General features: G+C 39.7%; 14 protein-coding genes. 7 read left to right on the top strand and 7 right to left on the bottom strand.

Annotated elements, in window-relative coordinates; translation table 11 throughout:
* Positions 1–105: 105 nt before the first annotated feature.
* The 5 genes from BM130_RS04680 to BM130_RS04660 all read right to left on the bottom strand — a co-directional run bounded on the left by BM130_RS04680 (position 106) and on the right by BM130_RS04660 (position 5,789).
* Positions 106–351 (bottom strand): hypothetical protein, encoded by a 246-nt coding sequence (locus tag BM130_RS04680; protein ID WP_010528468.1) that lies wholly within the window; start codon positions 349–351, stop codon positions 106–108.
* A gap of 368 nt (positions 352–719) precedes the next feature.
* Positions 720–2,006 carry a Gfo/Idh/MocA family protein gene (locus BM130_RS04675; protein WP_010528467.1) on the bottom strand — a complete coding sequence of 429 codons (1,287 nt, stop codon included), beginning with the start codon at positions 2,004–2,006 and terminating at the stop codon, positions 720–722.
* Between the two features lie 18 nt (positions 2,007–2,024).
* A complete protein-coding gene (locus BM130_RS04670; RefSeq protein WP_237706164.1) occupies positions 2,025–2,852 on the bottom strand; it encodes an FAD:protein FMN transferase in 828 nt (275 codons plus the stop codon).
* Positions 2,853–2,880: 28 nt separating this feature from the next.
* Entirely contained in the window at positions 2,881–4,230 is a 1,350-nt protein-coding gene (locus BM130_RS04665) for a Gfo/Idh/MocA family protein (RefSeq protein ID WP_010528465.1), read from the bottom strand.
* 173 nt (positions 4,231–4,403) lie between these two features.
* Positions 4,404–5,789 carry a 3-keto-disaccharide hydrolase gene (locus BM130_RS04660; RefSeq protein WP_010528464.1) on the bottom strand — a complete coding sequence of 462 codons (1,386 nt, stop codon included), beginning with the start codon at positions 5,787–5,789 and terminating at the stop codon, positions 4,404–4,406.
* 179 nt (positions 5,790–5,968) lie between these two features.
* On the opposite strand from BM130_RS04660, the gene BM130_RS04655 reads away from it, so the two are divergent.
* The 7 genes from BM130_RS04655 (at position 5,969) to BM130_RS04630 (ending at position 14,953) form a co-directional block, all read left to right on the top strand.
* Positions 5,969–9,970 (top strand): hybrid sensor histidine kinase/response regulator transcription factor, encoded by a 4,002-nt coding sequence (locus tag BM130_RS04655; protein WP_010528463.1) that lies wholly within the window; start codon positions 5,969–5,971, stop codon positions 9,968–9,970.
* Between the two features lie 330 nt (positions 9,971–10,300).
* Positions 10,301–10,702, top strand: coding sequence for a DUF134 domain-containing protein (locus tag BM130_RS04650; protein WP_074964284.1), 402 nt, complete (start codon positions 10,301–10,303; stop codon positions 10,700–10,702).
* Between the two features lie 90 nt (positions 10,703–10,792).
* Positions 10,793–11,107 carry a NifB/NifX family molybdenum-iron cluster-binding protein gene (locus BM130_RS04645; RefSeq protein ID WP_010528461.1) on the top strand — a complete coding sequence of 105 codons (315 nt, stop codon included), beginning with the start codon at positions 10,793–10,795 and terminating at the stop codon, positions 11,105–11,107.
* Positions 11,108–11,172: 65 nt separating this feature from the next.
* Positions 11,173–11,298, top strand: coding sequence for a hypothetical protein (locus BM130_RS15815; RefSeq protein ID WP_367889484.1), 126 nt, complete (start codon positions 11,173–11,175; stop codon positions 11,296–11,298).
* A 73-nt stretch (positions 11,299–11,371) separates the two neighbouring features.
* Positions 11,372–12,289, top strand: coding sequence for a nucleotide-binding protein (locus BM130_RS04640; RefSeq protein WP_010528460.1), 918 nt, complete (start codon positions 11,372–11,374; stop codon positions 12,287–12,289).
* Positions 12,261–13,142 (top strand): ATP-binding protein, encoded by an 882-nt coding sequence (locus tag BM130_RS04635; protein WP_010528459.1) that lies wholly within the window; start codon positions 12,261–12,263, stop codon positions 13,140–13,142. The genes BM130_RS04640 and BM130_RS04635 overlap by 29 nt, the downstream gene beginning before the upstream one ends.
* Before the next feature lie 119 nt (positions 13,143–13,261).
* Positions 13,262–14,953 carry an FAD-dependent oxidoreductase gene (locus BM130_RS04630; protein ID WP_029626702.1) on the top strand — a complete coding sequence of 564 codons (1,692 nt, stop codon included), beginning with the start codon at positions 13,262–13,264 and terminating at the stop codon, positions 14,951–14,953.
* A gap of 246 nt (positions 14,954–15,199) precedes the next feature.
* Here BM130_RS04630 and BM130_RS04625 read toward each other — a convergent pair whose 3' ends face one another.
* Complete coding sequence (locus tag BM130_RS04625; protein ID WP_010528457.1) at positions 15,200–15,874, bottom strand: hypothetical protein; 675 nt, start codon at positions 15,872–15,874, stop codon at positions 15,200–15,202.
* Positions 15,875–16,337: 463 nt separating this feature from the next.
* Entirely contained in the window at positions 16,338–17,582 is a 1,245-nt protein-coding gene (locus tag BM130_RS04620; protein WP_302846861.1) for a pectinesterase family protein, read from the bottom strand.
* Positions 17,583–17,709: the final 127 nt, after the last annotated feature.

The following is a 17,709-nucleotide window of genomic DNA, read 5'->3' as shown; positions in this document are numbered from 1 at the left end:
TGTGATACCCTGTTTGTTGTCGCTGGATTGGCAGGGTGTTAAGCTTGTTACATATCACCCACAGGGTATCACAGAGTTTTTGAGCATCATGTTTTATTAGATGTTTCAGCTATTTTCTTTTTTTCTTCCCGGAAATCGAATAAGCCGGAAAAGGCCCCTGAAAATCCATAAAATTACGTACAGGAAAAAACTCAAAACAACCACATATCCTGCTTGTGAATAGAGTTCGCTCCAGCTGGTAGAGTAAATGATTATAGCATAAACATTTAATCCGATAGCGATTATCAGGCACAATAGCCAGATAATTAGCTCTCTTTTAATTTGCCTGGGTGTTATTATTATATTTTTCATGAGTATAAAGTTTGCTTATATGATTAGTTTAAAGTTTATTATGGCCAGCCCACACCCCTTAATCCCCTAAAGGGGAAATTTCCAAACCCGCGATAATTTATTCGAAAAATTCAACTTCTGCCTTCTGCCTGTGCACTTCTGCCTTAGTTTTATACATGCTCTTTTGTGGCAAAAGCCGCCATGCTCGTTTCATCCGTATAAAATTTACTTATTTTATTGAACTATTGGTTCTTAAAATAGTCATTAGTGGTTAGTTCCTTAGTCATTAGTTAATCAACACTAGTCACTATGACTGTTGACTAATGACTAATCACTAACGACTATTGACTTTTTTTTAAAGAGCATAACCCGGAATGACTGTTAAAAAGCTATATTCTGTACTTTTCAGGCAATGCAACTTTTTTTCCGGTATCAATGGCAATTTCAGCTAAAAGAGTCCAGATGCTGGCATTGTACCCTTCGATAATCATTTTCTCAGGTGCTTTGCCTTTTCTGATGTATTGAGCGAATCCTTCCAGTTGAAGGGCTGAGTCATAAAAGTCGGTATCTTCGATGATGGGTTCACCCTGATATTTAACTGCTGTTTCAGGTATCCAGCTGGCACCGCCGATATTAACCTTTTCAAAAAATCCCGATTCTATATCGTTAAGCAGTTGCAGAATGCCGGGTGCCGGTGGCGGTGTCTCGGTATAATATCGGTTAACTTCAAATTCGATGGTGCCTTTGTGCCCCATAACTTGTTCTTCCAAACCATATTTTTTGTTGCTAATCATTGAGTCGTAGATAAACTGTACACCGTTGTCATAGGTATATATTAAAGCAACATTGTCTTCCACCTCTCTGCCATCTTTCCAGAATACGATGCTACCGGTTCCCATTACCGAAACAGGTGTTTTCTGTAATGCCCAGTTGGCTACCTGTATTTGGTGAGACAACAATTCGGTGAGCAATCCTGCCGAATACTCTTTGTATAAGCGCCAATTGATAAAACGTTCCATCTCTACGGTATTATCAGGCACTTTGCGACGCCAATTGTTATTGCGATGCCAGTAGGCTCTTATTTGCCCGATGGTTCCCAGTTCCCCGTTGTGAATGCGCTTCATTCCTTCGAGATAAACAGGGTTAAATAGCCGTTGATGGCCAATCTGGAGAATTTTTCCGGTTTCTTTATGGGCATCATACATGGCTTTAGTGTCATCCAATGTACGGGCCATTGCCTTTTCGCAAAATACGTGTATTCCGTGTTTTAAGCAGTCGATGGTGATGTGCGCATGTTGATGTAAAGGGGTGGCAATAATAACTCCATCGGGTTTTTCCTTTGTGATTAGGTCCTGGTAATTATTGTAAGATTTAACCTTTATATTTTCTTTTTGGCACATATTAATTGCCTTGTCCAGGTGGGGTTGGTAAACATCGCAAAGCGCACATATTTCTATGTTGTTTGCATTGGCTATCCGGAAAAGATAGCGCATCAGTTGTTTGCCACGACTCCCGGTTCCAATAACCGCCAAACGAACCTTGTCAGAAGGGTTCTTACCAATAGGTGTGTTGTCAGAAAATGCTTTAATCCATGGTGAAGCAGCCAAAGTAGCAACCGAGCCGGTGATGGCCAGTTTTTTCAAAAATTCTCTTCTTGATTGATATTGTTTGCTCATTCGATATGATTTTATGCGTTACCGGTTTATTTTTTGTTTAAAAACCTTCCATTGCTTGATATGAAATTGTTGGGTTAAGTGTTGATGTCGGTCAAGGGGTGCGGCAATAAGTGAAGTTGAAAGTACTTCTGCGTCGGCCGCACATTCAGCTTGTACACAAGCCATAATATTTTGCCTTATTGGTTGGCTTTGTTGATAGTTCCAAATATGAAGCTTTTGTGCTCTTCCGCTATGAGCTGCACTCACAGAAATGGCATCGTTGTTGAGTTTCCACACTTCAGCATCGAGGGTGTTGTCCTGAAATGAGAAAGGCCAGTAAGGCCCATGCGGGTGCCGGCCTCTGGTGAGGATGGAACTACCGCCAAAGCTGATAAAGGCATGTGGAATTTCCATTTGGTTAAGTATTTCGGCTGCCATGTCAAGGGCAATGCCTTTCCCTATGCCGCCAAAATCCAGTGAGACACCTTTCTGCAGAAAACGTAACCTACCCTCATTATGATTAATTTCAATGATTTCTTCCGGATGTCGGAAGCGGGGACCAACTATCTTGGGTGAAGGATTGTTGTTGTGTTTGAGTGATGCGTATATTTCCCCGCCAAAAATATTGAAATATCCCTCTGTTTGCCTAAAATAATCCATTCCCTGAAGGATGTATTTGGTTAACAGGGGACTAACCGCCGTTGTGCCATGTTGTGCATCGCGGTTAATACGGTAGGTTTCGGCTTCGCTATTGTATCTGTCAATCACCATCTGAAGCTTTTTTATCTCCGACACAATGGCCGAAGCGGAAGCTTCAGCGCATTCGTGAGATACCCCGTGGATAATAATATCCAGCGAGGTATTCATCAGAAATGCGTTTGTGTAAAAAGGTGTTTTAGAGTTTTGGTTCCCAACCTTTTTCATACTCTCTTTCCCATAACGACATGGCTTTGTAGCTGTTAAGGATGTGACCATTTGAAGGATCACATTTGAGGACTTCACCGGTACGGGAAGCAATGTTAGCCAGATGTCCGAGCAAAGTACTGATGGCCCCTTCGTCGATGGGCGACCGTTGTTTTTCTTTGCCGCGTATGGCTTCGAAGAAGTTTTGTACATGCAAGGTTGAGAGGTCTCCACCTCCGCCTAATTGAGTGCCGCCTTCATTATTACCGGAATGTCGCTGGCGGATAAGTTTTCCATTGCGGTCGTACAATTTGTACCCACCGCGGTCGACCCACACAGATCCTTCTGTCCCGTAAATGATGGTCCCTCTTCCACCTCCGTAGGTATTATGTCCGTTACGGCTTTTTCCGTCCCATTTGATAACTTTATTTCCCGGGAAACGTAAAGTAGCATCCATGGTGTCGTACATGGTCCAGCCATCATCCACCCAGTGATATTTACCTGAATCAACCATTACTTCTTCAGGGAAAGTTACCTGCAAAGCCCAGCGGGCAATATCGAGCTCATGAACGGCGTTATTTCCTGTTTCAGCGGTTCCGTAATCCCATCCGTACCAATGCCAGTTATAATCCCAGGTGTTGTGTTCATAATCTTTACGCGGTGCGGGACCTTGCCATAAATCCCAGTTCAGGCCATCGGGCACAGGCGCCTTAACCGGATTTATTACCCGCCCTCTGTTATTGGTATAAAATGCTTTGGCCAAATAGGGTGTGCCAATGACGCCGTTGTGTATTTCGTTAATGATTTCGATGGTCTCTGCTGACGATCGTTGCTGATTCCCCATCTGGATGATTTTTCCGTAACGGTCGCGCGATTTTACCAGCAATTCACCTTCGTAGGGATTATGGCTGCAAGGCTTTTCAACGTAAACATGTTTGCCCGCTTCGTTGGCTAACCAGGTGCCGGGAGCATGCCAGTGGTCGGGCGTTGCCAAAAGGATGGCATCTACTTCTTTATCTTCTATGACTTTAAAAAAGTTTTCTTCTTGTATGGGAGTATAATCCAATACTTTTGAAAAGGTATTGCCGGCTTTTACTCTTTGTTTTTTCATTACATCGCATAAATAAAGCAGGCGTACATTGCTTTTGGCAGAAGCAATGGGTTGGATGTAGGCCCCCAGACGACGTCCCAAACCTATTATGGCGATGTTCAGACGATCGTTGGCACCTAATATAGAAGCATAGCTTTTGGCCGGCATGCTCATGCCTGCAATGGTTAACCCTGCGGCGCCCAAAGCGCTTTTCTTAAGGAACTCGCGGCGAGAAGTGTTATTTTTTTTCATTTTACTCTACTGTTTTGCGTTAACAAAATAAAAACTCCGAGACTAGTAAGATATTGAGCCGTGATGTTGTAATTTATAGCTTCACATTATATCTCGGCAAGGGAAGGGTAGAGCCATAATTTCTTGACTCTGACCTTTATAAATTAGAAAACAATGGTTCTGTGATTAGAAAGTTATAATTCTTTGATTTTAATGTTTCTGAATTCTACTTCATTACCATGGTCTTGCAGGAGGATATGTCCTTCTTCTGCTTCACCGAAGTTTGGCCAAATTTTATATTTGCTGTAAGCAACCAGGGCTCTCCACATCTGTGTGTCGCGTACGTATTCAACAACTTTAATACCGTTTAAATAATGAGCTACTTTCTTTCCATTGACAACGATACGTGCTCTATTCCAATGATCATATCCATTCACATATTTTTCTCTGGGGAGGTGAGGATTATATTCTAATCCGTTGGCAGGTATTAGGTCGTAAAGAGAGCCCACTGTTCGGTTTCCATTCACGCCTTTTTTTGCATCGGGATGATATTTATCGTCGAGAATCTGGAACTCACAACCGATAGATGAGCCTTCGCCTTTGTTGAGTTCTGTATCCACAAAATATTTTATACCGCTGTTGGCCCCTTTGGTAAGTCTAAAGTCAACTTCAAGGATAAAATTTTTGTATTTTTTAGTAGTAACAATATCTCCACCATTGGTAGATTCTCCACCTCCGGCTTCCAGAACTTTAAGTATGCCGTCTTTGATTTCCCATCCATTTTCAGGAAAATGATCTAATTTGGCACCCCGCCAACCATTGGTGGTTTTTCCATCCCACAAAAGTTTCCAACCTTCAGCTTTTTCTTTGTTGGTTAATTGGTTTTTTAGATAACTAACTTGTGGTGCCGACATGTTTTCAAATTGTTTAAAGTCGTCAGCATCAATCTCCTGAAGTGTAATGTTTCTCCACCATACTTTTTTCCCTTCAAGAGATTTGTTATTTCCAATGCCGTGCACCTGGAGAGCTATAAAACCGGTTTCTGTTTCTTCTTCTACCAAATTGGCTGTTGGTACTCCGTTAACCCATGTCATTATATAATTATTATAGGCAACTACCTTAAAATGGTTCCATTCGCCACGTTTGTAAGCAGTTTTGGCTTTTTCATTGTATTCCAACGGATATCTCCATCCTTTTCGTGCTTCATCATATAAACCACCTGACCAGCTGCGTTTGGAATCATCACACTCAATCTGCATGCCGTGAACTCTTCCGTTGTTGTATTCCTTATAGCTATGGCTTCTGATCTGGACTCCCGAATTGAGCCCTTCATCCATCTTCATCTCATATTCCAGGATGAAGTTGGTGTACTCTTTTTTGGTAGCCAAAAAGCTGTTGGGAGAATTGGATACAGAGGTTCCAACAATCATCCCATCGACAACTTCAAAAGGAGCTTTGCCATTTAATTGTTTCCAACCTTTTAAATTTTTCCCGTTAAATAGATCAATTTTGTTTTGTGATATCGAAGTCACACTAATACATAAAACCAATATTGAAAAGAATAAATGATGCTTTTTCATGATATGTTGTTTTAAAATTTTATTAATATTTAATAACTGCAAATTAAGATTTGTTAATTTTGAAGTATGGATGTTTTTGTGCCAAATAGAGACGTTTTTGTTTTTTGTGGTATTTTCTTTATTGATGTGAGATGAGGTATTTCTCTTTGATAATCATATTTCTATTGCAATTATGTGTTATGGTGACAGTGAGGGGTCAGGCCCCTCGGTTTGACCATTTTGACATATCCGGCGGTTTATCACAAAATAACATTAACGGATTGGTAATTGACGACAAGGGTAACGTGTGGGTAGGGACTTTGGATGGCTTGAATAAATTCAATGGATACGAGTTTGAGATATTCAAACCTCAATATGATAATACCGATGGTGTTTCAGGTAACCATATAATTGCCATGGGCAAAGGCGTGAATGGTGATGTATGGATAACAACACGAGAAGGGGTGTTGAATCAATACCGGTCGGCCGTTAAACGTTTCCGACATTTTCCGGATTCAATTTTCAGTGCTTTAGGCGTTGCACCTGTTCAAAACTTGTTGCAGCAAAACGATAGCTTACTCTGGTTTAGTCAGGATAATAAAGTTGGTCTGTTAAACATTAATGATCAGAACGGTTGGAAATATAATGCTTCTGCGTATGTTTCGGGTTTAACACTAAAAGGAGATAGCCTCCTGACGTTTGGAAGGTTTGGAATAGAATACCTTTCTGTTGAGGATAATAATGGGAATATTAGCATTAAGAGCCATTTGTTAAAGAAGAGACCTTGTTATCATCTTCAAAGAGATGAAAATGAATGGTACATGATATCTGACAGAGGTATTGAAAAGTGGTCTGATAATTTAACCGTATCAGAATTGGTGGTTGATTTATCGACGTTAAACCTTTCCATAAGGCCCTCACAAATTAATTGTTTTGCTGTTTATAAGGGAGTATTTTGGATTGGAGACGACAATCTTTTAGACAGAATTAGACCGCAAGGTAATGGGTATATGGTCGAAAGGTTTAGCTATAACCCCGAAAACGATTTTTCCTTTAAAGGGTATTATGTTACCCATCTTCAGTTTGATAGTTTGGGTAATTTATGGATTGGAACCAGAAAAAACGGATTGAATCATTTTAATTATCGGAAGAATAGGTTTTTACATTATAATTGGAATCGGCCATTGTTGAATAGTCCCGATACGGATCCGGTACGGGCTATATGTAAAAGGAATAATGGTGAGATATGGCTGGGATTCGACAGAAAAGGAGTAGGAATTATTGATTCGGAAGGTCGGCAACATTACCTGGGATATTTTTATTTAAAAGATGGGTCAAAACGAGTAATTCGGAATGTTCGCAATATTTTCGAAGATTCGTACGGCAACATTTGGGTAGGGGAGGCCAGTCGGTTATGCATATATAATGAATCGCGAAAACGTTTGGAGGCAGTAAGTTCCCGGTTTTCCTGGACATGGCCATACCATTGCTATTCAATTAAAGAATTTGAGCCGGGGATATTAACCATTACATCTTCTCAGAAATTGGGAATGGTAAATCTCGAAACGGGGGAATTAACACAGTTAAATTTAAATGAAAATAATAATGGCTTACCGGGTATTGTGCGAGAAGTTGTTAAAGATAAATATGGAAATTTATGGATAGCTAAAGATGAAAATGGCCTATTGAAATTTGAAAAGCAACAAAAACGTTTCAAAACTTACCAACGGTCCTCTCACAATTTATCCGACAATAAAATTTATTGTTTGCTACCCCGGGGGGATAGCTTGTGGATAGGCACTAATGCCGGTCTTAATTTGTTCAGCATATCCGGTGATAGTGTCGTTAATAAGTATTTTGAAAAGGATGGGCTTTCCAATAATATCGTTTATAGCCTTTTGCGGGATTCAAAAGGCAATCTTTGGATGAGTACAAACAGAGGAATAACCCACTTTTATCCGGATGAGGAGCAATTTTATGTTTTTCTGGCCAACGATTTTTTCATGGACGATGCCTGGTATGCCGACAAAGATGGTTATATCTTTTATGGAGGATATACAGGGGTGGTGGGCTTCCATCCTGATAGTATTGTATTACCACATTTAAACATTCGGGCCGGTATTGAGAGTTTTTATTTGTTTAATAGAGAAATATTACCCGGCGACAGTTTAGGAAATAGGATTTTAATTAATCAGCCTTTACAGTCGGGAAGTGAAATTAAATTGAAACATAACGAAAATTCCTTTTCTATCCGGTTTAATGCTTACCCTTTCGATTATCCCAATCACAATGTATTTCGCTATCGTTTGTTGGGCTTGCAAAATGAATGGATATATCCTGCAGGAACAATCCGAGAAGCATCATATACCGTGGTTCCCCCCGGCGAATATATTTTTGAATTACAGGCCGGCAGTAATCGTCAAACGTTTGGCCCCTCTTTGTATTTAAAGATCGTTGTTATACCACCTTTTTGGCGAACCACATGGTTTAAAGGGGCAATGATTCTTCTGCTGCTGGGTTTGATTTTTGGTGGCTATCAGATAAGGTTGCAACAGATTCATAAAAGAAATTTGTTATTGAAGAGTCGCGTGGAAGAGCAAACCAAAGAACTTAGGGAACGCAACCAACAAATTTTAGAAATGTCGCAAAAACTTCATGAGGCTGATCAGTCTAAACTGCAATTTTTTACCAATATATCTCACGATTTTAGAACGCCGTTAACTTTAATTTTAGCGCACCTTGACCAAATTGACCACAATAAAAAAAGAGCAGTACGCACCATCCGCAATAATGCCCGTCGCCTTATGAATATGATTGACCAGTTGATTGATTTGCGGAAACTGGATCAGGGAAAATTAAAATTGTCTGTTTCCAAATTTGATGTTGTAGGAGTTGTAAAAGATATTGTTGGAAATTTTCAACCACTGGCCGAACAAAAGAATGTAAACATTCAATTCTATTCATCCAATGACACGCTCGAGGTATGGCTCGACATGGATAAGTTGGAAAAAATTACCGGTAATTTGTTATCTAATGCCATCAAATATTCGGGTGAGAATAGTTCGGTAATGGTCACTGTTGGTGAAGAAAGTAATGCTTTTTACATAGAGGTCGAGGATTCGGGACCCGGTATCTCTAAAGAAGAATTGGAACGTATCTTTGACCGTTTTTACCGTGTTACCGGAACGGGGAATAAAGCATCGGGACATGGCATAGGGTTAACCATTGTTAAAGGACTTACAGAACTACAAAAAGGGAGGGTTGAGGTTTCAAGCACACCTGGAAAGGGTACGCGTTTCCGTTTAAAATTCTTAAAAGGGCGAGACCATTTTAAAGAGGAAGATTTCGGAACTTCATCGTCAGCAGCCATCTTTTATGATGAGCCGGTTGTTGAGGAAAACTTTGCAGACGATTTTTCCAGGTATTCTGACCAAAAGATTGTTATAGTAGAAGATAATCGTGAACTTTCAGCTTTTCTGAAAGAAGTGTTGGACAATTGGTTTCAGGTGAAAGTGGCGTATGATGGGAAACAGGCATTAAGTATAATCCGGCAATTTGAACCCGACTTGATTATTTCGGATATTATGATGCCGGGGATGGATGGTATTGCTCTTTGTCGGGAGATTAAAGCCAATAATCGAACCTCTAATATTCCATTTATTTTATTAACTGCGCGCACAGATGAAGAAATAAAAATAGAAGGTTTTGATCTGGGTATTGATGATTATATCGAAAAACCTTTTAATACACGGGTTTTACTGGCACGGTTGAAGTCCATCCTTGAAAACAGACAAAAACTGATGCAAAATATTCAGTCTGCCGATTGCTATATATCTGCCGGTGCTGAATTTTCCAAAGAGGATAAGTCATTCTTAAATTCGGTCAATAGTTTAATTGAAAACAATTTTTCTGATGCTTCCTTTAATGTGGAGGTGTTGAGTAAAATGCTTTTTATGAGTCGGTCTTCATTTTACAGAAAATTTAAAAGCTTAACGGGAATGACTGCTGCCGATTATTTGAGAAAGATTAGATTACATAAAGCAGTCAATTTAATAAGGTATGAAGAGATGCCGGTAGGACAGATAGCTGAGAATGTGGGATTTCAGAGTGTAGCCCATTTTCGCAAAAGTTTCAAAAATGAGTTCGGTGCTACCCCCGGTGAATGGAGCAAAAAGCACAAAGCCGGGAATATTCGTTCCTGAAAAATTTATTTTTTATTTGGGGAGAATGAGACTTTCTTTAAGTTCATTGTTGTTAGTATTAGTGGCTTGTTAGATGGCAGGTTTCTGACTGTTTACTTCTGCCAAAATCGTTAAAATTCCCGGTTGTAAAGAATTTCTAAATGAGTTCATAATGCTGTATTGACATCCTTATTAGTATTATTTTTTCGAAAATCCCCAATTGCACTATTAAAAAGCAAGAACAAAAATCTTGATTCATTCCATCAACTAAATATCTTTTGTAAAAATTAATTATTGTAAAATTTTGTTTTGAGAATATTCTCATTATATTTGTATGAACAAAAGTTCATTATGGCCAGACCAAAAACATTAAGAAAAGTAGTTAAGCCACCGGGATTTAAAGGGTATAAACCCTACGGGCATCAACACGCGCAAACAAAGTGTGTCGAATTGCTTTACGAAGAATATGAAGCCATAAAACTGGCCGATTATGATTTGATGACGCACCAACAAGCATCGGAAGTGATGGGTATTTCGCGGGCTACCTTTGCGCGTATATATGAACGAGCCCGGCGGAAGATGGCTGAAGCATTGGTGGAAGTAAAGGAAATAAAAGCGGTATACGGCCACGCTCTGCTGGATAAAAGCTGGTTGATATGTCACAATTGCAATGCCAGGTTTACCATACCTGAAACCATAAGAAACAGAAATTGTCCTGTTTGCAAATCATTTAATGTTGAAGCATTAAAATAGCATCAGGAAAAATGCTGTCGAGTGTCCAAAAATACGCGGATATAGGTATAGTGACACTTTCAATTTGTTAACAATCAAATTATATCATAGATGAAGACATTAATAACCTCAACCACATCAACACCGGAAGGACCTTTTGATAAACGTTTTGGCCGGGCCGCATGGTTTTGTGTGTTGGATGAAAAAACCGGTGAATCAACTTTTATTAAAAATGAAAATGCCGAAGGACAAAGTGGTATTGGCACTAAAACAGCTGAAAAAGTGGTAGAGTTGGGTGTCGGTAAAGTTATTTCCGGAGATTTTGGCCCTAAAGCCAAAAAGTTGCTGGATAAATTCGGTGTTCAAATGGTTATTATCAATGAAGATTTGAAAGTTATAGATATTATTAACCGAATTAAAGGATAGTATCATGCCAAAAATGGATCATACAGGTAGGTCCCGAAGGTAAGGGACCACGGACAGGTCGCAAATTGGGAAAGTGCGCAAAAGAGAGCAATGACACTGCAGCCGGAAAGTTAGGTGTTGGCATGGGTAAAAAACGAAAGGACGGTTGCGGTGAAGGAAAAGGAAAAAGATTACGAAGTAATTTACCTTAGTTTTTTACTTCTTTTTACTTCAATCTGGTTGATTGGGAGTAGGCTTATAACTAATCATTAAAGTATTGTTTTTATGCCTTTAAAAATTGCTGTGGCCAGTGGTAAAGGCGGTACCGGAAAAACTACCGTTTCTGTAAATCTTCAGTATTTTATATCGAAGAGTTTGACAGATGAGGTTTTGCTGGTCGATTGCGATGTTGAGGAACCCAACGATCGCATCTTTTTCCCGGATAGTAAAACCACTTCTACTCTTGAGGTGACGCATGCAATTCCGGAAATAGACAGGAATAAATGTCTTTTTTGCCGAAAGTGTGTCGACTATTGCGAATTTAACGCAATAGTGGTTATTCCGCCGGCCCACTTTGCAGAAATTAATGCTTCATTATGTCATTCTTGTGGTGCCTGCAGTGTAGCTTGCAGAGAGGGAGCTATTAGAGAGAAACCACATCCTTTGGGAAAAATAACGACAGTAAATACAGGCATTGGGGAGGGCATCGTTGAAGGTAGGTTAGAGGTAGGTTCGGCCATGCAAACCCTTATGATTAAGGAGCTGAAGAAGAATGTGTCGAAGCATCATAGAGATGCTGATTCCGATGAAATTATACTTTTCGATGCGCCTCCGGGCACCAGCTGTCCGGTAGTGGAAACAATTGCTGACGTAGATTATGTCATATTGGTTGCAGAACCAACACCTTTTGGTTTGAATGATATGACGCTGATGGTTGAACTGCTGGTGGAAATGGGAAAGCCCTTTGGAGTAGTTATTAATAAAGCAGGCCTGGGGAATAAAGAGATCTATTCATTTCTAAAGGAGCAAGAAATAGAACTGTTGGGGGAAATCCCCTTTAACAAAGAATATGCAGGAAAATATGCCGAAGGTAAATTGCTTCAAAATATTGATCCCCACGCACGAAGATGCTATTCGGATATTGTTACATCCATAGAAAGACGATTACTGCAAGATGAAGGAATTAACTATTTTAAGTGGTAAGGGCGGCGCCGGAAAAACCAGTGTTGCCGCATCCATTGCTTCGGTCGCTCAAAATGCGGTGTTGTGCGATGATGATGTCGATGCAGCAGATTTGCATTTGATATTCAAACCTGAGGTAAAGGAGGTGCATCGCTTTGAAGGGGGGCAGGTGGCCGTTATAGATGAGGAAAAGTGTACCAATTGCGGTATTTGCTGGTCATATTGTAGGTTCGATGCCATTCATACAAAAGCGGGTAGTGGATTTTATATCAATGCTTATCAGTGTGAGGGGTGCCGATTATGTGAACGGGTTTGTCCATCGAAGGCCATTCACTCTTATAGAAACAATAATAATTATTGGTTTGTATCCGATAGCCGGTTTGGTCCATTTGTACATGCCAAAATGGGGGCAGGCGAAGATAATTCAGGTAAACTGGTTGCAACGGTGCGACAAAAAGCCAGAGAAATAGCTACAGAAACAAATGCTGAATTTATTATTAATGATGGCCCTCCGGGTATTGGTTGTCCGGCCATCTCTTCCATTTCAGGTGTCGATGCTGTTTTACTGGTTGTTGAGCCTACGCGATCTGGGCTACACGATGCTCAACGGTTGGTGAGTCTGACCAACTCTTTCAATGTGCCGGTTTACGGTTTTATCAATAAATATGATATCAATCTGCAAGTGTCAGAAACAATTGAAGCATTTCTTAACAAAAATCATATTCCGTTATTAGGACGATGGAACTTTGATGTAAATATTGTCAAAGCAATGCTGGAAAAGATGAGTGTGGTGGAATTTGCACCTGAGGGTGAAACAGCCAGGGAAGTTAAAAAAGTCTGGGAGCAATTAAAGTCTTTGATGTTAACCGATTAGTTATTGTTGCCGGGAAGTTTAGTTAAGATGCCAAATCATATATATTTACTGTTACTCAACACGCGTTATTTAATACTAAAACTAACAACAAAAAATTATAAAACTAAATGTCAACAACCATGTCACACAAAAAAATAATCGTGATTGGCGGTTCAGCCGCCGGTCCTAAGGCTGCATCCAAGGCCCGTCGAATGGATGAATTTGCAGATATTACCATGTTTCAAAAGGCGCCTGAGCTCTCAATGGCATCATGCGGGTATCCCTATTATGTCGGAGGCTTTTTTGACGACCGTAATAAATTGTTGTGTACCCCTACGGGTGTGGTGCGCGATCCCAAATTTTTCTGGAGTGCAAAAGGTATTGTGGCCAAAGTGAATACCGAAGTAACGCGTATCGACCGAAAAAATAAGGTTGTAGAATATACCAATCTTAAAACCGGTGAAAAGGGTTCTCAACCCTATGACAAACTGATTTTAGCTACAGGCTCTATCCCTAATATGCCACCGGTGCCCGGAAACGACCTTGAAGGTATTACAACTTTGCAATCCATGCAAGATGCCGATTTTCTTAGAAAAATAAGAGACGAGGGCAAAATTAAAAAGGCTGTCGTCATTGGTGGTGGTTTAATTGGTATTGAAACTTTGGAGGCATTAAACCTTGCAGGCATTGAATTGACATTGGTGGAATTGCTACCCCAATTGTTAACTTTCCTGGATTGGAAGATGGCCAAACTGGTGGAAAATTACTTGAAAACTAAAGCCAATGTTATTACTCAAAACGGGGTGGCCGAGTTTGTCGGTGAAAACGGAAAACTTACTGCGGTTAAGCTCCAGAACGGTACCGAAATTCCCTGTCAGCTGGCGGTAGTAGCTATAGGCGTTCGGCCCAATGTGAAGCTGGCTAAAGAGGCCGGTCTGGAAATCGGTCAGTTGGGAGGTATCACCACCAATGAATATATGCAAACGAGCGATCCGGACATTTATGCCGCCGGCGATTGTTGTGAAGTAACAAATATTATTACCGGTAAAAATGTACTTGCTCCGTTTGGCGACCTGGCCAACCTTCAGGGGCGTGTTGCAGGTGAAAATGTTATTGCCGGAAATGTGGCTAAATTTCCGGGGACCATTCAAACCGGTATTTGTAAAATTTTTGATTATGGTGTTGGTATCACAGGCCTTTCGGAAACCAAAGCCAAAGAAGCAGGATTCGACTATGAGAGAGTTTTGAATGCCAGCCCCGATAAGCCGGGCTTTATGAATGGAAAATTGTTGATTACCAAGCTGGTGGTGGATAAAAAAAGTCGTAAGATTCTTGGAGCGCAATGTCTGGGGCCCGGCGATGTGAGCAAACAACTGGCCATCTGGGCTACCGCAATTAAAGGCAACCTGACTGTTGATGATATGGTCAATGCCGATTTGCCTTATGCCCCGCCATTCTCGCTGGCTATTGATCACAGCATAGCTACCGCACACATCATGGAAAACAAGCTTAAGGGAGTCTTTAACGGTATATCTTCCGTTGAACTGAAAGAAAAAGTTGATCGCGGCGACGATATGTTTATTCTGGATGCTCGTGGTGCCGATGAGTATGAACAAATGCGGCTGGGTATCGGTGAAACATTGATTCCTATAGGTAAGCTGAGGGAAAGATTAAATGAATTGCCAAAGGATAAAAACAAAGAGATTATTACTTTTTGTAAAATATCGCTTAGAGGTTATGAAGCTGCAGTTCTCCTGAAACACCATGGTTATAAAAATGTGAAAATACTTGAGGGAGGAGTTGCCGCCTGGCCGTTTGAGAGAGAGAAATAAAAAATAGAACAACATAGTAAACCCGAAACCGTAAGAGCGTTGCCAATATTATACTATACTTTGGCGGCGCTCTGTTTTTACATAACTTCTATATCAGGGAATACACCCTTACAAAAGGGTGGAAGGTGCCGGTTCCGATATGGGATACAGGTTGTTCCCCTTTATTGAATGACTTCCAAAATTACCTTAGCACTAATACTAAACTTACCATGTGATTGAATTTACTTTTTTTGTCCAGATCGGGAACTACTTTTTTATACTTTCCAGGTTGTCAATGGTATTACACTCATACTTTAATGCCACATACATTTTCCAGGTGCCGTATAAGATGCCTCCTCCAACACCATACGATAACTGGGACATACGAGGACCTGTGTATTCTATACCCTCTCTGTTGAAGTAGCGATATAAACGTGGTGTAAAGTAGCCATTTACTTCCGGGAATATTCCTATCCGGCAATTCTCTCTTTCATCTTCATTATGGTCAATGACTTTTAAATTTAGTATTTGGTTAATACCTGCCTGAAAGATTATAGTAGGAAAAAATTCTGATTCATCATAATAATTATAGTATTCATATTCGTCTTCCTCCAACGGCATTGAAGTGCTGCCCTGCGAAAATACATTAATTCCTGTGTAAACATTGAGTTCTTTAAAAAAGCAATAACCAATGCTTCCGTTTAAGGTTTGGGCTATAATATAGTCAGGATAAGGACTTGGTCCGATACCAAATTCAAATTTATAGGTCCATTGGGAAAAAGTATAATTTGAAAGTCCAAGAAAAAAGAATGAAACGAGCATGGCGACTTTTTGCCACAAAAGAACATGTATAAATTTCATTAAGCCATGCGAGTTCCATCCGGCCAATAACTTAGATGAATTTAATACGGATGAGATAGCAGTTAAAAACTTTTTTATCATAAAACAAAATTAATTTTTTGCAAGATTGTTACAAAAATAAAAATGTAAACTGCAACTACAAAAACGGTATTATGAAGGGAGAATTAAAGTGAAATTTGCTTTTTAGAGCTATTTATATGAAGGGGCTGTTATTTTATCCTGTCCTATTTTAGAAGAAAAGTATACAAAAAAGGGATGCATACATGATAACCCTTTTTTTTTTTATGTTTGCTAATTAAATTTGTTAATTGTTCCTTTGTAAAACTAAACTGAAAAGACATTTATATTTCCTTGCAGACACACTTTTTTAACAGTATCTTAAAATTATTATTTACCTAATTTTAAGCTGTTCGGTTTGTGGAGAAGGTTTTAATTATACTTGTTTTGGAATAATTTTTCTGTAAAACTTTTTCTGGACAAGTCAATATTTCATTTTTAAAACAGTTTATAAAAGTGACGGGCGGTGGAAGGCCGCCCGGTTTAGTTATCGAATCACCAATTTATGGTAATTGTTCCCGATTTTTAATAAATATATACCTTGTTTTAATCCTGTACAATCTATTTGTCCCGACTTGATTTCCATTTGATTTAAAAATTCACCTGAAATGGAAAAAATCTCAATTAATGTATTTCCCATAATTCCATTTACGTAAATTTTACCCGAAGAAGGATTGGGGTATAGAGTTATTTGAATTTTATCTGGGGTTTTTTTTATATCCGATGTAAGAACATTGATGGTTTGTGAAACCGGTTCAGCGGGGTTATACAGGAAATTTCCAGGTTGATGTGCCGTAATGGTTACTGTTCCAGGATGATTTACAGTAGCCTGGTTGCCAGATATCTGAACGATATCTGAATCGGAACTTGTGTAATAAACTTCAAGTCCAGAAGAAGCAAAGGCTTCAAGGTTTATCGTTCCTGAGAATGTATTTATTTCTGGAAATATTATTTCCTGTGGTATTTTGGCAGTGAAATTCGTATCGGGGACCCAGTCTATTCCGAATGCGGGATTCGTATTTTTTGAAAAGATATTTTTAATGGTGTATTGTGCCGCTTGCTCATCGGTAAGCTGTATTCCGGAATAATCAGGATTGGTAGATCGCTGATATGGTTTGTAACCGGGCCCCGAACAATTATATTCTGCAAAAAGAGGATTGAGACCGCTGTTCATGGAAGTCCAACCTTCCGGAGCGATTATCGACGGTTCTTCGCAGGATAAAAATACTACTTTCGGATTTCCCTGCCAGGGACGACCCAGATAGATTTTTGAAATAGAACCGTTAAAGCCATTTTTATTGTCATGTATTTTGCAGTTTTTGAATACATACCCGAATTTTGAATTAACATTTGTACTGGCAGCAGTTAAAACCCCGCCTTCACGATTAACCAGAAATTCACAACTATCGAAAACCACTGTTGATTGGCCGAAAATAAAGTCTACAGATCCTTCTATATAACAGTTCTTCATGTATACCCTTCCTAAGCTGTAACTGTAATATGTATCTTGGTATCCCAAAATTTTGCAATGGTAAAAGCTCTGCCTGTCGCCATTGGTTCTCAATGCAACCGCCTGCTGATTTGCAACTGATCCGTCATTGACAACAGTGTTTTGGAATGTTATATTTATGGCTGTAAAGTTGTCCCCTTCTATTGATACGCTGTAGGAATTGGAAGTACCGAGAGTTCCGCCCAACCCGTTATCTTTACCTGCATAATCGTCATATGTGATAACAACACTGTCAGGGTGTTCGCCTTTTAATATAGGGAAATTCCGAAATACTCTATTTCTTTGACGGAAAAGCTATTATCACTATCTTTGAGCAAACAAAAAACCCCGAAATTAGGCACATTTGCCT

This window comes from Thermophagus xiamenensis (genome assembly GCF_900112795.1).
GTDB lineage: Bacteria > Bacteroidota > Bacteroidia > Bacteroidales > Marinilabiliaceae > Thermophagus > Thermophagus xiamenensis.
Note: the sequence above shows the minus strand (reverse complement) of the source record. Positions and strands in the feature narration are given on the sequence as shown.

Excerpts from the sequence above, each read along its gene's own strand:
- BM130_RS04640 (WP_010528460.1), top strand. The coding sequence starts at position 11,372 with ATGCCTTTAAAAATTGCTGTGGCCAGTGGTAAAGGCGGTACCGGAAAA.
- BM130_RS04645 (WP_010528461.1), top strand. The coding sequence starts at position 10,793 with ATGAAGACATTAATAACCTCAACCACATCAACACCGGAAGGACCTTTT.
- BM130_RS04660 (WP_010528464.1), bottom strand. The coding sequence starts at position 5,789 with ATGAAAAAGCATCATTTATTCTTTTCAATATTGGTTTTATGTATTAGT.
- BM130_RS04680 (WP_010528468.1), bottom strand. The coding sequence starts at position 351 with ATGAAAAATATAATAATAACACCCAGGCAAATTAAAAGAGAGCTAATT.
- BM130_RS04625 (WP_010528457.1), bottom strand. The coding sequence starts at position 15,874 with ATGATAAAAAAGTTTTTAACTGCTATCTCATCCGTATTAAATTCATCT.
- BM130_RS04655 (WP_010528463.1), top strand. The coding sequence starts at position 5,969 with ATGGTGACAGTGAGGGGTCAGGCCCCTCGGTTTGACCATTTTGACATA.
- BM130_RS04650 (WP_074964284.1), top strand. The coding sequence starts at position 10,301 with ATGGCCAGACCAAAAACATTAAGAAAAGTAGTTAAGCCACCGGGATTT.
- BM130_RS04670 (WP_237706164.1), bottom strand. The coding sequence starts at position 2,852 with ATGAATACCTCGCTGGATATTATTATCCACGGGGTATCTCACGAATGC.
- BM130_RS04635 (WP_010528459.1), top strand. The coding sequence starts at position 12,261 with ATGAAGGAATTAACTATTTTAAGTGGTAAGGGCGGCGCCGGAAAAACC.
- BM130_RS04665 (WP_010528465.1), bottom strand. The coding sequence starts at position 4,230 with ATGAAAAAAAATAACACTTCTCGCCGCGAGTTCCTTAAGAAAAGCGCT.
- BM130_RS04675 (WP_010528467.1), bottom strand. The coding sequence starts at position 2,006 with ATGAGCAAACAATATCAATCAAGAAGAGAATTTTTGAAAAAACTGGCC.
- BM130_RS04630 (WP_029626702.1), top strand. The coding sequence starts at position 13,262 with ATGTCACACAAAAAAATAATCGTGATTGGCGGTTCAGCCGCCGGTCCT.